The 15,391-nt window shown below is 44.3% G+C and carries 23 protein-coding genes; 22 read left to right on the plus strand and 1 reads right to left on the minus strand.

Annotation, left to right across the window (positions count from 1 at the left end; translation table 11 throughout):
- From pilV to ACHH0Z_RS23345, 22 genes are all read left to right on the plus strand, one after another.
- On the plus strand, nt 1-1,305 hold the full coding sequence (pilV, locus tag ACHH0Z_RS23240; protein ID WP_242657216.1) for a shufflon system plasmid conjugative transfer pilus tip adhesin PilV: 1,305 nt from the start codon (nt 1-3) through the stop codon (nt 1,303-1,305).
- Nucleotides 1,306-1,637: 332 nt separating this feature from the next.
- A complete protein-coding gene (locus ACHH0Z_RS23245) occupies nt 1,638-2,753 on the plus strand; it encodes a site-specific integrase (RefSeq protein ID WP_045336845.1) in 1,116 nt (371 codons plus the stop codon).
- A gap of 13 nt (nt 2,754-2,766) precedes the next feature.
- Nucleotides 2,767-3,186, plus strand: a complete 420-nt coding sequence (gene pilM, locus ACHH0Z_RS23250) for a type IV pilus biogenesis protein PilM (protein ID WP_072050669.1) — start codon at nt 2,767-2,769, stop codon at nt 3,184-3,186.
- A 3-nt stretch (nt 3,187-3,189) separates the two neighbouring features.
- Entirely contained in the window at nt 3,190-3,804 is a 615-nt protein-coding gene (locus ACHH0Z_RS23255) for a prepilin peptidase (protein WP_045336825.1), read from the plus strand.
- Nucleotides 3,780-4,268 carry a lytic transglycosylase domain-containing protein gene (locus ACHH0Z_RS23260; protein ID WP_063448460.1) on the plus strand — a complete coding sequence of 163 codons (489 nt, stop codon included), beginning with the start codon at nt 3,780-3,782 and terminating at the stop codon, nt 4,266-4,268. The genes ACHH0Z_RS23255 and ACHH0Z_RS23260 overlap by 25 nt, the downstream gene beginning before the upstream one ends.
- Nucleotides 4,269-4,277: 9 nt before the next feature.
- Nucleotides 4,278-4,745, plus strand: coding sequence for a thermonuclease family protein (locus ACHH0Z_RS23265; RefSeq protein ID WP_045409102.1), 468 nt, complete (start codon nt 4,278-4,280; stop codon nt 4,743-4,745).
- A gap of 13 nt (nt 4,746-4,758) precedes the next feature.
- Complete coding sequence (locus ACHH0Z_RS23270) at nt 4,759-5,193, plus strand: hypothetical protein (protein ID WP_131622792.1); 435 nt, start codon at nt 4,759-4,761, stop codon at nt 5,191-5,193.
- A gap of 11 nt (nt 5,194-5,204) precedes the next feature.
- The gene (locus ACHH0Z_RS23275; protein WP_045336838.1) at nt 5,205-5,582 is read left to right on the plus strand and encodes a hypothetical protein; all 378 of its coding nucleotides are present in this window, start codon (nt 5,205-5,207) and stop codon (nt 5,580-5,582) included.
- Between the two features lie 14 nt (nt 5,583-5,596).
- Nucleotides 5,597-6,184 carry a DUF6012 family protein gene (locus tag ACHH0Z_RS23280; protein ID WP_045336822.1) on the plus strand — a complete coding sequence of 196 codons (588 nt, stop codon included), beginning with the start codon at nt 5,597-5,599 and terminating at the stop codon, nt 6,182-6,184.
- 9 nt (nt 6,185-6,193) lie between these two features.
- Nucleotides 6,194-6,574 (plus strand): hypothetical protein, encoded by a 381-nt coding sequence (locus ACHH0Z_RS23285; protein WP_063448318.1) that lies wholly within the window; start codon nt 6,194-6,196, stop codon nt 6,572-6,574.
- Between the two features lie 95 nt (nt 6,575-6,669).
- On the plus strand, nt 6,670-6,834 hold the full coding sequence (locus ACHH0Z_RS23290) for a hypothetical protein (protein ID WP_241772296.1): 165 nt from the start codon (nt 6,670-6,672) through the stop codon (nt 6,832-6,834).
- A gap of 488 nt (nt 6,835-7,322) precedes the next feature.
- Nucleotides 7,323-7,751 (plus strand): translesion error-prone DNA polymerase V autoproteolytic subunit, encoded by a 429-nt coding sequence (gene umuD, locus ACHH0Z_RS23295; RefSeq protein WP_045336818.1) that lies wholly within the window; start codon nt 7,323-7,325, stop codon nt 7,749-7,751.
- Nucleotides 7,751-9,019 (plus strand): Y-family DNA polymerase, encoded by a 1,269-nt coding sequence (locus ACHH0Z_RS23300; protein WP_045336817.1) that lies wholly within the window; start codon nt 7,751-7,753, stop codon nt 9,017-9,019. The genes umuD and ACHH0Z_RS23300 overlap by 1 nt, the downstream gene beginning before the upstream one ends.
- A 329-nt stretch (nt 9,020-9,348) precedes the next feature.
- A complete protein-coding gene (locus ACHH0Z_RS23305; RefSeq protein ID WP_045336816.1) occupies nt 9,349-11,265 on the plus strand; it encodes a ParB/RepB/Spo0J family partition protein in 1,917 nt (638 codons plus the stop codon).
- 105 nt (nt 11,266-11,370) lie between these two features.
- Entirely contained in the window at nt 11,371-11,616 is a 246-nt protein-coding gene (locus tag ACHH0Z_RS23310) for a hypothetical protein (protein WP_045336815.1), read from the plus strand.
- Nucleotides 11,617-11,619: 3 nt separating this feature from the next.
- Nucleotides 11,620-11,904: a hypothetical protein gene (locus ACHH0Z_RS23315; protein WP_052672926.1), complete on the plus strand. Its 285-nt coding sequence runs from the start codon at nt 11,620-11,622 to the stop codon at nt 11,902-11,904.
- On the plus strand, nt 11,901-12,230 hold the full coding sequence (locus ACHH0Z_RS23320) for a hypothetical protein (RefSeq protein ID WP_045336814.1): 330 nt from the start codon (nt 11,901-11,903) through the stop codon (nt 12,228-12,230). The genes ACHH0Z_RS23315 and ACHH0Z_RS23320 overlap by 4 nt, the downstream gene beginning before the upstream one ends.
- Before the next feature lie 39 nt (nt 12,231-12,269).
- The gene (locus tag ACHH0Z_RS23325; protein ID WP_045336812.1) at nt 12,270-12,557 is read left to right on the plus strand and encodes a hypothetical protein; all 288 of its coding nucleotides are present in this window, start codon (nt 12,270-12,272) and stop codon (nt 12,555-12,557) included.
- A gap of 3 nt (nt 12,558-12,560) precedes the next feature.
- Nucleotides 12,561-13,007, plus strand: a complete 447-nt coding sequence (locus ACHH0Z_RS23330) for a hypothetical protein (protein WP_045336810.1) — start codon at nt 12,561-12,563, stop codon at nt 13,005-13,007.
- An 89-nt stretch (nt 13,008-13,096) separates the two neighbouring features.
- Nucleotides 13,097-13,429, plus strand: coding sequence for a type II toxin-antitoxin system RelE/ParE family toxin (locus tag ACHH0Z_RS23335; RefSeq protein WP_045336808.1), 333 nt, complete (start codon nt 13,097-13,099; stop codon nt 13,427-13,429).
- A 71-nt stretch (nt 13,430-13,500) separates the two neighbouring features.
- Nucleotides 13,501-13,782, plus strand: coding sequence for a DNA-binding protein (locus ACHH0Z_RS23340; RefSeq protein WP_371320489.1), 282 nt, complete (start codon nt 13,501-13,503; stop codon nt 13,780-13,782).
- Nucleotides 13,783-13,845: 63 nt separating this feature from the next.
- Nucleotides 13,846-14,223, plus strand: a complete 378-nt coding sequence (locus ACHH0Z_RS23345; protein WP_045336804.1) for a hypothetical protein — start codon at nt 13,846-13,848, stop codon at nt 14,221-14,223.
- A gap of 32 nt (nt 14,224-14,255) precedes the next feature.
- Here the strand turns inward: ACHH0Z_RS23345 and ACHH0Z_RS23350 are convergent, their stop codons facing one another.
- Nucleotides 14,256-14,936, minus strand: a complete 681-nt coding sequence (locus ACHH0Z_RS23350) for an SOS response-associated peptidase family protein (RefSeq protein ID WP_045336802.1) — start codon at nt 14,934-14,936, stop codon at nt 14,256-14,258.
- Nucleotides 14,937-15,391 lie beyond the last annotated feature (455 nt).

A 15,391-nucleotide genomic window follows, 5' to 3' on the forward strand; every position in this document is an offset into this window, starting at 1 on the left:
ATGAAAAAGGGCGTAGCACAAATGAGTGATGCTCTCGGCGCTATCGGTTTATTGCTGGTAGTTCTTGCTGTTATCATCCTTCCAATGAGCAGTTGGATATTAGATCAATCCAGAGCGACCGTAGCTGCCTCTCAGGCAAAGAAAGTGCAGCAAGCAGTTAACCTCTATATAAAAGATAATCATGATACAATTGCAGCTTCCGCTACAGCAACAACACCTTTTATATTTGGCGTTCCAGAGTTAATTAGTGGTGGTTATCTTCCTACTGGATTTTCCTCACAAAACAATTTTTCAGCAACGTATCAAACCCGTGTTTTTGAGCCAACAGCCAATAAACTCAACTCTATGACCTTTTTAAATGGTGGAGTGCAATTGTCGAAGAGTCTCGCTCGCAAGATTGCGATCGGCATTGGTTCAGATGGAGGGATTATTGATAACGGAGTCGCACAAGGGGCACTTGGTAGCTGGACTATGAGTTTGGCCTCTTTTGGCGGTTACAACCCTGGTGACGGGAGCGTTGTCATTGCTGGTTTTTATGAGGATGGCAATAATATAAGTGATTATTTATACAGGAAGGCCGTACCCGGTCATCCTGAATTAAATACCATGAGTACCGCACTGAATATGGGTGCAAAGGATATTAATAATGCGGCCACGACAACAACAACGACTCTTAACGCTACGAATGCAAATGCAACAACTGTGACAGCGACCGATGTTAATTCGACCAATGTTAATGCAACAAATGTGAACGCTCAGACAACCCGCACAGCTGGAGAAACTTATACCGGCGGTTGGTTCCGTACTACCGGTGATACCGGGTGGTATAACGAAAAATGGGGAGGCGGATTCAACATGACTGACAGCACCTGGATTCGTGCTTATAACAACAAGTCAATTTACACGGGTGGGCAGGTTCAGGCAGGCACAATTCTCTCGAACGGTCGTATGACTGCCAATGAATTCGTTCAACTTAACGGAGTGGCCACAGCAGGCGCTGCATGCTCTCCTAATGGGCTTATAGGCCGTGATGCAGCTGGCGGGATACTTTCTTGTCAATCCGGTGTGTGGAAAGCCTCCGATTCTGGTGTGTATGTCGAGATGGGCAGCTATGAAACAAAATCCACTCGTGGAGTTACCTATCAGATCCCCGGTACACACAAATTCTGCCTTGTATCAGGCCTGATGAGCGCCGGAGATAACGGAACATGTAAGATCAGGCCATCAGGAAATGACTGGTTTTTAGATATGGTAGGTTACAACGGTTCAAGTACCCAAACCTGCTGGGTGAGCTGTTTGGATTGATAAAACAGGCCTTGCAGCTGACATACGAGCAAGGCTTGTTATCTACCAATCTAAGCACATGATTGTCTCTGAGCCGTCTTTGACCGCGATCTGCCAACTGCCATCACCTAGCAACTGAACGCCTCTCCATGAATCATCCCGGTCGTTCTCGTTGCCATACTGTGAGGTGCAAAAATCATGAATACCAACGTTGCTGTAGTTAAAGGAACTACCATAGTGTGTGAGAGTAAAAGTCGATAACTTTGGCTTTCCTGCTGCCGCGCTCCACACACCGGATTGACAATTTTGTAAACAGCTATAAAGTGCCTCCTTTTTTTAGGAAAATTTGGGAAATGTCTAAAAAAGGAGCGATTACTCTTAGTAAGGTGCTGGATAAATACATCAATATTGTGTCTTGCGAAAAGAAGGGATGGATGCAGGAGCTATATAGGGCTAATGTCATAAAAAAATATGAGTTGGCAAATAAAAAGATGTGTGAAATAACTTCGGTCGATATATCTCATTATCGCGATGAGAGATTGGCAACATTCAATGAAAAAATGAAGAGGCAAATATCACCCAATACAGTTCGGTTAGAGCTTGCTTTATTGTCCTCTGTATTTAAATTAGCTCAGGTTGAATGGGGATACTGTAATAACAATCCTGTCCTTGCTGTAAGAAAACCAAAAATTGGGAAAGGCCGTGAAAGAAGATTGTCAAAGAAAGAAGAAAAAATAATATCAAATGATTTTGAAACATATGATTATGAACTCTATGTTATTTTTCATATCGCGATTGAATCCGCTATGAGGCAAGGTGAGATCCTTAGTCTGGATTGGAAAAATATAAATCTAAGCGTTGGTACCGCTCATCTGCCTGAAACCAAGAATGGTACATGGAGGGATGTGCCTCTTTCGAAGAAAGCTCGAGAGCTTTTACTAACTCTAGAACCTCAAGCCAGAGGTCGTGTCTTTAAATTCACTTCAAATTCATTAAAATCAAAATGGAGGAAGCGCATTAAGGAACTTGGAATTGTAGACTTAAGGTTTCATGATTTACGTCACGAAGCTATCAGCCGACTTGCTGAGCTCGGAACATTAAATCTACTTGAATTGGCATCAATTACCGGTCATAAATCACTTGCTATGCTTAAACGCTATACCCATCTACAGGCTTATCAATTGGTGAAAAAAATTGACGCCAAAGGTAAAAGAGTTAATAGAATTGCGTCTTATTTTGTACCCTACCCCGCGCAAGTAATGAGCATATCAGAGGGATATAAGGTCTCCTTTATTGATTTTGACGAAGTTGTGGCTCATGGGCAAAGTAAACAAGAGGCAATTTCAAACGCATCAATGTCATTGTTGAAAATTTTAGCTCTTGCAGCGCAGTCAGGAAGGAGGATACCGGGCCCTGGCCAGCTGGGGCGAATTGATGAAAGTGTAGTTCTAATTAATCCTTTAATGTGAAAGAGAGGACGAAATGAAAGCAATGCTAGTCGTGGCTTTTATGGTGTTACTGGTTTCTTTTTATCAAAATTCAAATACTTCAAATGAAAGTTTTAATGAGTCACTGCGAGCGAATGCTGCAAAATCCTTTTTAGTCTATACGGAAGCATTCGACAGCTACTATTCATCCAATAGTACTGGAAATGGGGATGTAACAGGCAAAGTTAGTTTGCCAGCATGGACACCAGTTAATGGCGATATCAGAATGTATATTAATAATGGATATGGATACGTATTCATGCCATCTGAAGGTGGTGTTTTATCTGAGCTAAAGAAAGCTACTGATAATAGTGCGCTCCTGGGTGTGAGTGACGGGACATCCATAAAGACTAATACTGGTACTCTTCCAAAACCAGCTTTTATACCTTCAGGATATATTGTTTATGTGAGATGAAACATGATTCATTATTTATTATTGATACCTCTAACTTCCTTTGTTGTTTGTGTTTGCTTTCCTTTCTCCTATACAAGAGCAAAACGAAGAGCGATAGAGAGTTGCACTGAGTTGCAAAATGACAAAGAAGAAATTACAAGTTTTCCTATTTTTGCATTAGGTTTATTCTCGCTCGTCGGTTTAGTCTTTTATCTTTCATCTGATATTATTCTCCTTATATTTTCTGGACTCCTTGCAATAGCAGCTTACACTGATGTTTGTAAGCGATGGATTCCTGATTTAATCATTTATCTTTTAGTCATTGTTTCGGTATACTCGCTACACACTAAAGACGTATTTACCTCATTAATTGCTATGGCTTTTTATATGGCACCAGTTGTTATCTTAAGTTTGTATGGCTACATAGTGAAAAAAGAAACATGGATAGCTTCAGGTGATTATTATGTGTTTCCTTCTATAGGATTATTGCTTTCGCCTGAATACGCAGCGGTAATAATGTTAATTACGCTCTTCTTTATGTTGTTTTTCATGCAATGGGTTAAGCAGATACCCCTTGTGACTGTTGCTTACTTCACTTTTACAGGGTTTAACGTATGTTCACTATTAGGTTTTCTTTGATTGGTCTTTGTTTCATTTCCTTTTTAAGTTTTGCTGCTAATAGTCCTCCTGCATCTGGAGGATTCCATCATTGCTTTGTTAAGGCATCGGAACGCTTTCAGATAGATCACAGATTACTTATAGCGATTGCTGAAGTGGAGAGCAGTATGAATCCCAGGGCTATTGGTTTAAATAAACGTGGAGGAAAGGTTGTTAGTGAAGATGTGGGATTAATGCAAATAAATTCGTCCTGGTTTCCAACTTTGTATGTTATGGGTATCACACGCAATGATTTAATGGATAACCCGTGTCAAAATATATATGTAGGAGCGTGGATTCTTGCAAAGAACATAGCATCTAACGGTGTGAACTGGGAATCTGTAGGCGCTTATAACGCGGGATTTAAAGGCGCTAATGCACCGTTCAGACTTAAATATGCTAAAAAGGTGTACGCGCGCTATCTCGTTTTAACCGGTGAAGGTTGATAATTTCAAATGAAATTATTTTTATTGTTTTTTTCACTTCTCTATATATATCCCCACGTATCAAGTGCGACTCAATTTGAGGGGAGTGTAGTCCGGGTGCTTGACGGGGACACAATCGAAGTCTTACGCGAGCAGAATCCTGTCAGAGTGAGGTTATTGAATATTGATGCACCTGAAAAGAAGCAGCCTTTTGGACGCTGGTCAACCAATCAACTTAAAGCGCTTCTCGCAGGACAATCCGTTAGCGTTTCATATACGCAAACAGATCGGTACGGGCGAGTATTGGGACGAGTGGTGACAGCGAACGGTACAGAAGTAAACCGGCAGCAAGTGCTTAGAGGGGCAGCATGGGTTTATGACGGGTACAACACGGATAACTCATTACTGGCGCTTCAACGGGAAGCTCAAACACAGAAGCGCGGCCTGTGGGCTGATAATCAACCTGTTCCCCCGTGGGAATGGCGGCATAAAAAATAAGAGGCTTTTCATTATGAAATGTCCAGAGTATTTAGATGGATGGTGTGATTGCGGCAAATGCAAGGCTATGCGTTTTGATAAAGATAAAAATATTCATGTTTGTCTTGTATGTCACAAAAGAGCAGAGCCGTTAGTCCCGATTGAGCTAAATTCCAATGACTGGCTTCCTGATAAAACAGAACAGTTTAGCGTTAATCTCGCTGACTGGATTAAACAAGAGGAAGCAGAGCTAGGAGAAAATGCCTTTTATCATCCTAATACTGAATACTTAAAAGTCCTCCGTGAAATCAATCTTCATGAAAAGGAATTTATTGCAAACAGTCTCGATCTTTTGAAAATGGCGCGTAATCATTCCATCACATACAACCAACTTACTGAGAAAGATAAATCTGTTATAGATTTTTGGCTAATGGATGAAATTTACCTTGTAACTTATGACGATGAATAATGAGGTTTGTTATGCTAAATGAAATCGAAAAAGAACGTTTTAATAACAAAGTGTGTGCAAAGGAAGTTCGCATCAGTGCAGATATTTTTGTTTCATCTCTTATGACAGAAAGCGCAGCAGAAGTTGATATAGTCGTTCCTGATACTGAGAGTCAAGTCCTGTTGGATTTGTATGTACGTATTTGCAAGTTCGCATTAATCCACGGTGAAGACTTACAAGAATTATTTCAGACAAGTAAATATGTTTATATGTCATGTGTCATTCATGATATTACTGCATTTAAAACTGAGTTTGAGAATGAGGAGTTTTTAAAACCTTTATTCAACCATGGCAAGGGTGAAGCCGCGATGTTCCTTATCAGTTTCCCCGAAAAGAATGTACAGTCTTAGAAAGGAGATTAGTTATGTATATACATATTGTGCCATCACTGTTTCACCTGATGGCAAATAAATGTCATCTTGCATCAATTATTATTCCTGAATTGGATTTCAAACTTGAAGGCGATGCACTGTCGACTGGCCGGCCACACCCTAATAAAAATATATGGGTAGGGATGATAAAAGGCAGAAAGGCTATCAATGGGCTTTTACTGAAAACTGATAAACACCTCAAATCCTTTACCGCTGACTATCTATGGGATATAGAAAACATGGGGATGATTAAGCATCGAGTGACGACCTATATCGAAGATGATGAGTATGATTTGGTTTCACAAGATATAATGTTAAATGGTGGTTTTGATGAATGGAAAAGTCGAGTTCATTCCGCCTATGAAAATCTAGCTCCGGTAAGAATCCAGCCGAAGATGGAGTCCTTCTTAAATAAACCTGGTAAAGAAACACATGATGTGTGGAAGGAATACAGCTGGGGAGATTTTCTTTTGTCCAGAGAGGAAAGCCTGTTACTGCATACCATTCAATCAGAACGGTTGAATACTGATTGCTCTATGTTCAGGCGACTGCCTTCGTCAGATCAGGCGATTATTATATAGGTGATTGTAATGGATTTCAGTAAAATTGATTTTACTCATGATTGTTTTGTTGATTTACACGTAGGTAATTACGGCTCTTTGTCTGGTCTGTTTTTTTCTGGTAAAACCGATTTAGCTACGCTTGAACAACTTTTTACTGATTCTCACGACTGGCAAAAATCTTTTCAGCGAGAAGGAAGACAATATGTGATGGGTTTTGTTGATCCGGGTAACGTGCAATTTATTACTTTTATGCAGCATACTTTCGTAAAACAAAAAGAACTCGACGAAAAGTTTTTTCGTGAGCATGGTTTTTATGAACAATCGCATGACTTCTTTGATGTATGGTTTGATAACGATGTCAGTGATGTGCAAATCAGTTTCCCTTATTCAATCCAGGATGGAACTTGACCCACTAACAGAACTGACGCGTTTCTCTTGTCCAACCCCTCCACCACCTGAAATAAATGTCAGGTAGCAGAGGCGTTTACTCTAAACGGAAAATAATGATGAAAAAAGCACAGGCAAAACATGAGCTAGAAAATTTGCTTTCTAAAATTGAAAACCCTAAAAAGACTCTTGATGAATTAGAAACCGCACAGTGGCATTATATCCGCACAGTGGCATTATATGGATCTGGTCGGTATTACTTCGAGTGGAATTTTCGATAGAAGTACTTTGGATCAAGAGCGAAATGAAAACCCTCACCTTCTTAAAGTCAACGATGGACTACCTGTTTTCGATGATGATCAATGTGCAGAGTTTATGTCGACTAAACATAATCTTTCATTACAGCTTTGCTTGGCATATGTATGGGGCCATAAATGGTGATAGCTAGTAAACGCCACAAAATGTAGCGCCAGAAGAGAGGTGTTAAGCGTTCAGAATTATCGTCTGAAGAGTTTGACCTGATATTGAATAAATCATGTTTACACCATCACCTCATAGTCTTGCCGCTTTCACGGCAAGACTATAATGGCTACAGCCTCCACTCGTTCTTTGTCCCCCTTCCCTCACCTTCGACGATCCTCAACACCACTGAGTAATGCTTAAGCTGTTAAAAAACATACGATTAGGTAAAGTTCCAGATTCTACCCTTGCAAGAATTCCAAAAACTCCAATAATACTGGATATGTGTACAGTATTCTAAGGAGGGCTTATGCTCCAGATCCATTCAGCAGCATTCACACCAGAAAGACTTTCACTCCCTCTTTTCCTGGAAAGATGCCAGGCAGGTTTCCCTTCGCCGGCAGCTGATTACACAGAGTCTGAGCTGGACCTGAATGAGTATTGCATCCAGAGGCGCAGCTCCACTTACTTTGTCAGGGCCATCGGCAACTCGATGCGAGACATTGGACTCCACAGCGGGGATCTGCTCATCGTGGACAAGGCCGAACGGCCACAGCACGGCGATATCGTAATAGCCGAAATCGACGGTGAGTTCACTGTAAAAAAACTACTACTAACACCCCGACCGGGACTGCAGGCGATGAATCCCGCTTACCCTACTCTCTGGCCAGATCCTGATCATCTTCAGATTTTTGGGGTGGTGACTGCTTTTATTCACAAAACCCGGGGACGAGACTGATGTTTGCCCTGGTAGATGTTAACTCGTTTTATGCGAGCTGTGAGACGGTATTCCGCCCTGACCTATGGGGTAAACCAGTTGTAGTGCTATCAAATAACGACGGTTGCGTAATAGCAAGATCGGCCGCGGCAAAAATGCTTGGCATAAAAATGGGCGATCCGTACTTCAAGTGTAAAGACTACTTCCGGCAGCAGGGCGTGGTTTGCTTCAGCTCCAACTATGAACTTTACGCCGACATGAGCAACAGGGTGATGACCACGCTGGAAGAGATGTGCCCTCGCTGTGAAATATATTCAATTGACGAGGCCTTTTGCGACCTCACTGGCGTGCGTAACTGCCGCGTTCTGGAAGAGTTCGGCCATGAGCTGAAAGATGCTGTGCGCAGGAATACCGGACTATCTGTAGGTGTTGGAATTGCTCAGACAAAGACCCTGGCTAAGCTTGCCAACCATGCCGCAAAAACCTGGAAGGCCACAGGCGGGGTTGTGGACCTGTCGAACGTCGGTCGCCAGCGAAAGCTCATGGCATTGCTGCCAGTAGACGAAGTTTGGGGTGTTGGCCGCCGAATCAGCAAGAAGCTGGAAGCTATGGGTATTAAGACCGTGCTCGACCTTGCGGACACGCATATCACTGTGATTCGAAAACACTTCAATGTCGTGCTGGAGAGAACAGTACGCGAGCTGCGTGGTGAACCTTGTCTTGAGCTGGAAGAGTTCGCGCCGGTTAAGCAGGAAATCGTCTGCAGCCGGTCCTTTGGTGAGCGCGTTACTGAGTACGTGCAAATGCGCCAGGCCATCTGCAGCTATGCCGCCCGCGGCGCCGAGAAGCTACGCGGGGAGCGTCAATACTGCCGTTACATATCGGCGTTCGTTAAGACTTCACCGTTTGCGCTGAACGAGCCATATTACGGTAATAGCGCGTCAGTGAAGCTGCTGACCCCTACTCAGGACAGCAGGGACATCATCAACGCCGCTATGCGGTGTCTGGATGTAATCTGGAAGGATGGACACCGGTACCAGAAAGCGGGGATCATGCTCGGAGACTTCTTCAGTCAGGGAGTTGCACAGCTCAATTTGTTCGACGATAACGCGCCACGCGAAGACAGCACGCAGCTGATGCAGGTCCTTGACCAGCTCAATGCAAGAGGCGGCAAAGGAACACTTTACTTTGCCGGACAGGGCGTGCAGCAGCAGTGGCAGATGAAGCGACAAATGCTTTCACCTGCATATACGACCAGATGGAATGAAATTCCAGCTGCAAAGTTATAAAAAAATTAAATCCGTCTGGTATGGGGGTGGCCTCCCTCTGGGTGACCACCCCCAAAAAATAGGTTATTTCTAAAATCTCAGTAAACAACTAAATCGGAACCCAGAGGGTCCCCCGATTTAGTTATTGACTGAATAAAGGAATATATATAACTGCTCTGAATTATTCAGTGTGTTATTCCATTGAAATAAATATTAATTATTGTGCTGTATTTGGTTGTTTTTAATGTTTTATCCTGGCATAATATCATTATTGAAATGACAAATGAACGTCCATTGTGGATTCATTGTTGTTCACTTCCGGCACTGGCCATTCTCAAAGGAGAGCTAACATGTTAAATAATACCGCTTCCACTACCAGCAATATCAATACTGTTTCTTCTACTGTACCATATAAAAAACTGCGTCAGACATCACTTAATGCCCGCAAACATAATGTTGATACGTTAAATTTTAAACGCGGTATTATTAGTCTTGCGAGATCAATAGCAGCGCGTAATCTTTTACAAAACTTAATCGTGTTCAGCGATGACGAAGTTGAGCAGGACTGTTGGTTTGTCGCCGCAGGTCAGCGTAGACTTATGGCTCTTGATTACCTCCATCGTGTTGGTGCAATTGATGACGATTATCCTGTGCGCGTTGATTTCATTGATAAAGCTGATGCGCTTGTAGTCTCAGTCTCTGAAAACAATGACCGTGTTGATATGCATCTGTCAGACCTGATCTTCTCCATCAACGAACTTGCTAATAATGGTGACTCAGTAGAAGTGGTTGCTGCCAAGTTTGGCTATAAAGCCTACTATGTCAGGAAGTTGATGAAGCTGGCTAACATGGCTCCTGAGTTAATGCAGCTACTGAGGAATAATAAGATTTCCTTAAATCAGTTAATTGCTTTGAGCATTACTGATGACCACGACCTTCAGTTAAAAGCATGGGAAAATTGTTCTTATGATAAGAGTCCGAAGGACTTGCGCCGTCTGGCTTTGAATGAAGAGGAACCTGTTAGCGATAACAAATATATCAAAGTCATTGGTATAGATGCTTACCGTGATGCAGGTGGTGAAATAAAACATGATCTCTTCACTCAACATGAAAGCCATGGTGGTTATATTTTGAATCCGTCCCTTGTTCAGGAGTTGGCACTGAATAAATTGCAAGTGCTCGCTGAGCAAGTTGCTAATAATGAGGGATGGAGCTGGTACGGTAGTCAGGAGCGTCTTGAGAGTTGGGGTGATGATTCAAAGCGTTATGAATTCCCGCGACCACAGCTTGAAGATTATGCCTTTACTACAGAACAGCAGAATCAGTTAGATATTATTTACGATAAGCTCGAAAATGTTAAATTTGCAATGGACGAGGCCGAAGAACTCAGCGGTGAAAAAAAATGGGAAGCCCTTCGTCCTTTATCAAAAGAGCGTAATGAGCTTGAACAGCAGAAGAGCGAAATACTGGATGCAGCCGAGTTCACCAAGGAATATAAATCACAGCGTGGCGTCATTGTTTCAATTGGATATCATGGCGATATTGTTATTACACGTGGGTTGATGAAGCTTGTTGATAAAGCCAGTAAAGAAAACAAAGCCGTAAAAGTAAACACTGACGGTACGGTGGTTCCTGTCACGCAAGTTTCAGCTGCGCTGGCCAGATCATTGTCATGTGAACGCACTCTGGCAGTCCAGGCAGCTTTGCTACAAAAGCCGGAAATTGCATTGGCTCTGACCGTTCAGAAGCTTGCTCTGTCAGTTTTCAGCGCTGGTTATCATCAGAATCCAGCTTGCTTCACCATTCAGGAAACAACTCGCACGATGATCGAAGCCGCCCCTGGTTGCGAAGATGGTGAGGCAGTTAAACAGCTTAGAATGGCCAAGGCCAAGTGGTCCGAATCACTCCCTAAAGGTTGGGAGGACGATTTCACACTGTTGACGTCATTAGGAACAGACCAGTTACTCGAGCTACAGGCTTTCTGTGTCGCTGCTACGCTGGACGGTTCCGTATCTCAGTACGAACCCAAGAAGAAAAGTAATCTTCAAAAACTCGAATTTGCAATGAACTTCGATATTCATGAGTACTGGAAACCTACGGCTCAAAACTTATGGAGTCGTCTCAAGAAGGAAGGAATGATCGACCAACTTACTCAGGCTGGCGTCAGCGTTAATAAAGACGAGTTTATGGCTTACAAAAAAGGTGATGCAGCTAAGCGTGCAGAGCAACTGCTCGAAGGAATTAAATGGGTTCCTGATTTTATGTGATTATCGAGGGGGGGCATGCATTTGCCGCCCTCTTTACCCTTTTTATACCGAAAATAGAAAAGACAAATCATGAGCGCTCAGACTGAGCCATTGAAGGAGAGTGATATGGCTATTTTTATTACATTACGTTGCGGAGGACGCGGTGAGGGGCGTAGCGAATTTGGGAAATATCGCTGTTGGTCAGATGATAATGACGATCCTTATGTTCTTGCAGGCGATACCAAAAAGGACGCTTACCTCAGCCTCGAAGACCTTTTTACTGATGCTAAGTCTGCCGGATGGAAAAGAATCAATGGTGAATGGATGTGCCCATCTTGTATCGCCTTCAATGCTGAAAACAAAAAGGCCTAACCCATGAGCACAATTACCAAAGAATGGCTACAGCAGAAAATTGCCGATATGGAAGCCACCCGCGATGATATCCCGTTCGGACTTGGCGAAGATGGAACCAATACACTGGCGGCGCTACGTATCGCACTGGCAACGCTCGACGTTGAGCCTGTAGCGTGGACGGATGAACAAGAGTTGGTTGATGTTGAGAAATTCGGCTGCGGATACTTGTTTACAGTTAACCCGATCACGCCAAATGCTGATCCGCGTCGTGTCATTAGGCTTTGCCGCATGCTGGAGATTGAATGATGGAATTCACCAAAGAACAGTTAATCGCGCACATCACCGCAAAGGCTGCGCGAATAAAGCCAGATATGCAGATTAACAATACCCTCCGCATTGAAGCGCTGATGAACAAACGTGAATTGGAAATCGCGCTGGCATCGCTTACGGTACCGGACGCAATACCACCACACGTACTGGACGCGATGAGCGATATGTGTGACGCAGGATTTGATGCGCAAGGTATTTGGGATTTATGTCGGAAATCAATTTTGCCGCCTGAGCCTTGTCCTCGCTGCGGTATAGTTTCAGATAGACCCGATGGGGCGCACTATTGCCATTCAAGGGGCTAATTTCCAGCTCCGTGGTAACAAATTTGAAGGAGAGTGAGCATGGCCACTTTGCAGGAATTAATCGATCTTACGCCGGCGCAGGAAAAGGCATGGAAACGCCTCGAGAAAGCGGTGAAGGATTTCCGAGCTGCCGGAGGAAAGTTCTATAGCGTTCTGGACACACTGAGCGCATACAACGGAGAGCACGTTGCCACCATTAATGGCGACACTGGCTATCACACTGCAAGCGTGCATATGCCAAGCATTGATTCGCCGGGATTTACCAGCTGGGCCGATGATTGGCACGGTATAACGCTGGAAGATGGCATTGAAGTGGAGGAAGAATAGTTCATGCGAGATTTTTCAAAACTTGCTGCCAGTTTCCGCATGCAAATAGCAAAGCAGTGGTCAATCCGGTGCGGGTTATCACCGGCTCTGGCCATTGAGCAGGTTGTTAATGAGGCTGTTTGTGTCGGGTTACTTAATGAGCCTCGTATGCTCCCGGGAAACACGTTTACAGACTGGGCCAGTACAGGAAAGTCACCTGCATGGGCGGCACAAGCAATGCTGAATCTGCTTCTTAAGTCTGGCTGGGTTCCCGGAACTGAAAGTGAGTGGGCTGGCGTTGCAGCTATCCAGGTCCGTTCCGGGAAGTCATTGCCTGATGAAGGTTATGTTGAAAAGCTGTGTAAGCTCTCCCCTGCTTTGGATCGGCTGACTGCAGCTGGCTGGATACATGCCGCACTACTCGAGAACGAAATTTTCGTATACGAAAAAAAGGCGGGACCAAAGCGCTAAAAGAAAGTGACTCTTTTAAGTTACACTCACTTGATTTTATGTCTCTTATAAGTGACAATGGAGTGAATCAGGGAGTAAGGGGAAACGGGATGTATAAATCTCAGTTCTACCAGGATACAAATGGCGATAAACCATTTAGTGATTGGTTAACAAAGCTCAAGAAAAAAGACCGTATCGCTGCGTCGAAGATAGACACCAGAATTGACCGGGCCGAAGCGGGTAACTTTGGCGATCATAAATTTGAAAGGGATGGCGTCTGGGAGTTACGAATTGATTATGGCCCAGGCTACCGAGTTTACTACTCGATAGAAGACGGTGAAATCATCCTGTTATACGTCGGCGGAACGAAAAAAACGCAGGACGCCGATTTAGATAAAGCAGTTGAATACCTCAAAGACTTTAAAGCGAGGGCGAAAAAATGACAGTAGCGAGTAAAAAGGAGATCGCCAACAAGGCGGTCGCAATCGAACCGGCAGTAGACCGTGACAAACTCATGATTGAAGAGTTACGCGCCGATCCTGATTATGCTGAGCTCTACCTAAAGACCGCGCTCGAAGAGATCAACGAAGAAGGCGGTTTAGGCGGATTTCTCATTGCGTTACGCCGTGTGTTAGAAGCGCGAGGCGGTATAAGCGAAGCAGCCAAGAAGACAGGGTTAGCCCGGCAAAGTATATACCGTGCATTATCTGAAAAGGGCAATCCTACCATTACGACTTTAGCGCAACTCGCTTCTGTGGCAGGTTTAAAGCTGACCCTAAGTAAAGCCCCTCATTGAAATACTGTAAATTTTAATCGGTTAAGTTCCGCTGCCGTTACGGCGTCTATAGAAGGGCATCTGATGGAAAGCTTACGTGAATATTTTCCAGCACAAACAGTAATGATCCGGCAGTCGCTGGATATGTTTGGCGTCAAACGTAATGAGGACGGTACGCTTCTTTTTCCTCGTCACTCCGATAATAATTTCCCCATTGCGCGTATCCGCAAGCGGCTGGCTGCTTTCGGCTGGCGAGGAGAACGGCTGAACGATGAAGTAGCGCGTATAGTTGCAGGTCCTGGTGACAAATCTATTCAAACAGGTAACCACATTATTTTCCCTTACGGATGGGAAAAGAAGCAACTGACACGGGAGATGCGGAGAATGTTTCCCCGTAAAAGTGGTCGCCGGGTGTTGATTATGCTTGATGAATTGCATCAGATGTTCAAATCGCGGGATTAGTTTGCATGCATCATCTGGAGGGGCTATCTACTTCAATTTGAGCTGGGGACTGGCTCGATCAGCTCACGCCCCTGGTTCTTAACATTACCCACGGCGCGTGAAACTGCGTGCCAGGTAAAATCTTCTGCGGGCACTACGCCATCATTTGCGATACCTACAGCGGCTTTTCCGTCATGATCCTGCCGAAGCCACTCTTGTGCTGCTTCATATGTAAGGACCATAGGGCGCCGATCATGTATATCAACAAGCCCTTTGTCTGCAGCTGCAGTCACTATTAAAAAACCTTCCTGCTCATCACCACGTTCAAAGGGTGTACTTCCAATAGCTGCCATCATGATCGGTTTTCTGTCTACGCGGTGAATGAAGTAAGGTTGCTTTTTGTCCCCTTCTCTCTTCCATTCAAACCGACCGTCGGCAAAGCAAATTGCTCGGCCATTTTCCCAAAGAGAACGGAACATGCGGCTTGATGCCGCGGTTTCAACGCGAGCATTAATTAATGGCGGTTTATCCCACCATGGCGGTGCGTAACCCCACAAAACAGGATCAATATGCAACGCTCCACCACGTTGGCTGAGTATCAGAACCTTCGTCCCAGGCGCGACATTGTATCGAGCTATAGGCGCTGGGTCGAAAGGGATATCCTTGTCGACGTCGCCGGTGAGCACGCTAAGATATTCTTCACGGCTAAGCGATTGAGAAAAGCGGCCACACATACGAACCTCCAGTCAGTTCTCAATTATAGGCCATTTAAGTACCCACTGTCCCCGTAAGAGGTGGCAACGCCTGGTTAAGAGGTCTTCAACTGGTAATCCTTATTGATAACCCCTACGGAGCTCCCCGGATTGATGACTGCCGGTCGGACCCAGATCACTCGTTCCTTTAGTCGCCTTATATGACCTCTCCTTAGATGGGTACGCCTTGGGGTTCCTGCCGCAGCATCAGTTGCACCGGCGCTGGATTTTGAGTGACTCGTTCTTTCATCTGAGATCTGAAGAACCTTGTATTCGAACTTAGGCTTAGGTTCTGGCTTAAGCTTCTTACGTGACCTGCCCCCACGATTAGATACAACACTCAGTTAGTAACGTCGGAATCTTCATTCTCAGAATGACCCTTTCTCCAGCCCGCTGCAAATTCAGACGGTGTCTGATAATTCAGCGTGGAGTGCGGG

This window comes from Enterobacter cloacae complex sp. 2024EL-00227, assembly GCF_043945315.1.
Classification (GTDB): Bacteria; Pseudomonadota; Gammaproteobacteria; order Enterobacterales; family Enterobacteriaceae; genus Enterobacter; species Enterobacter roggenkampii.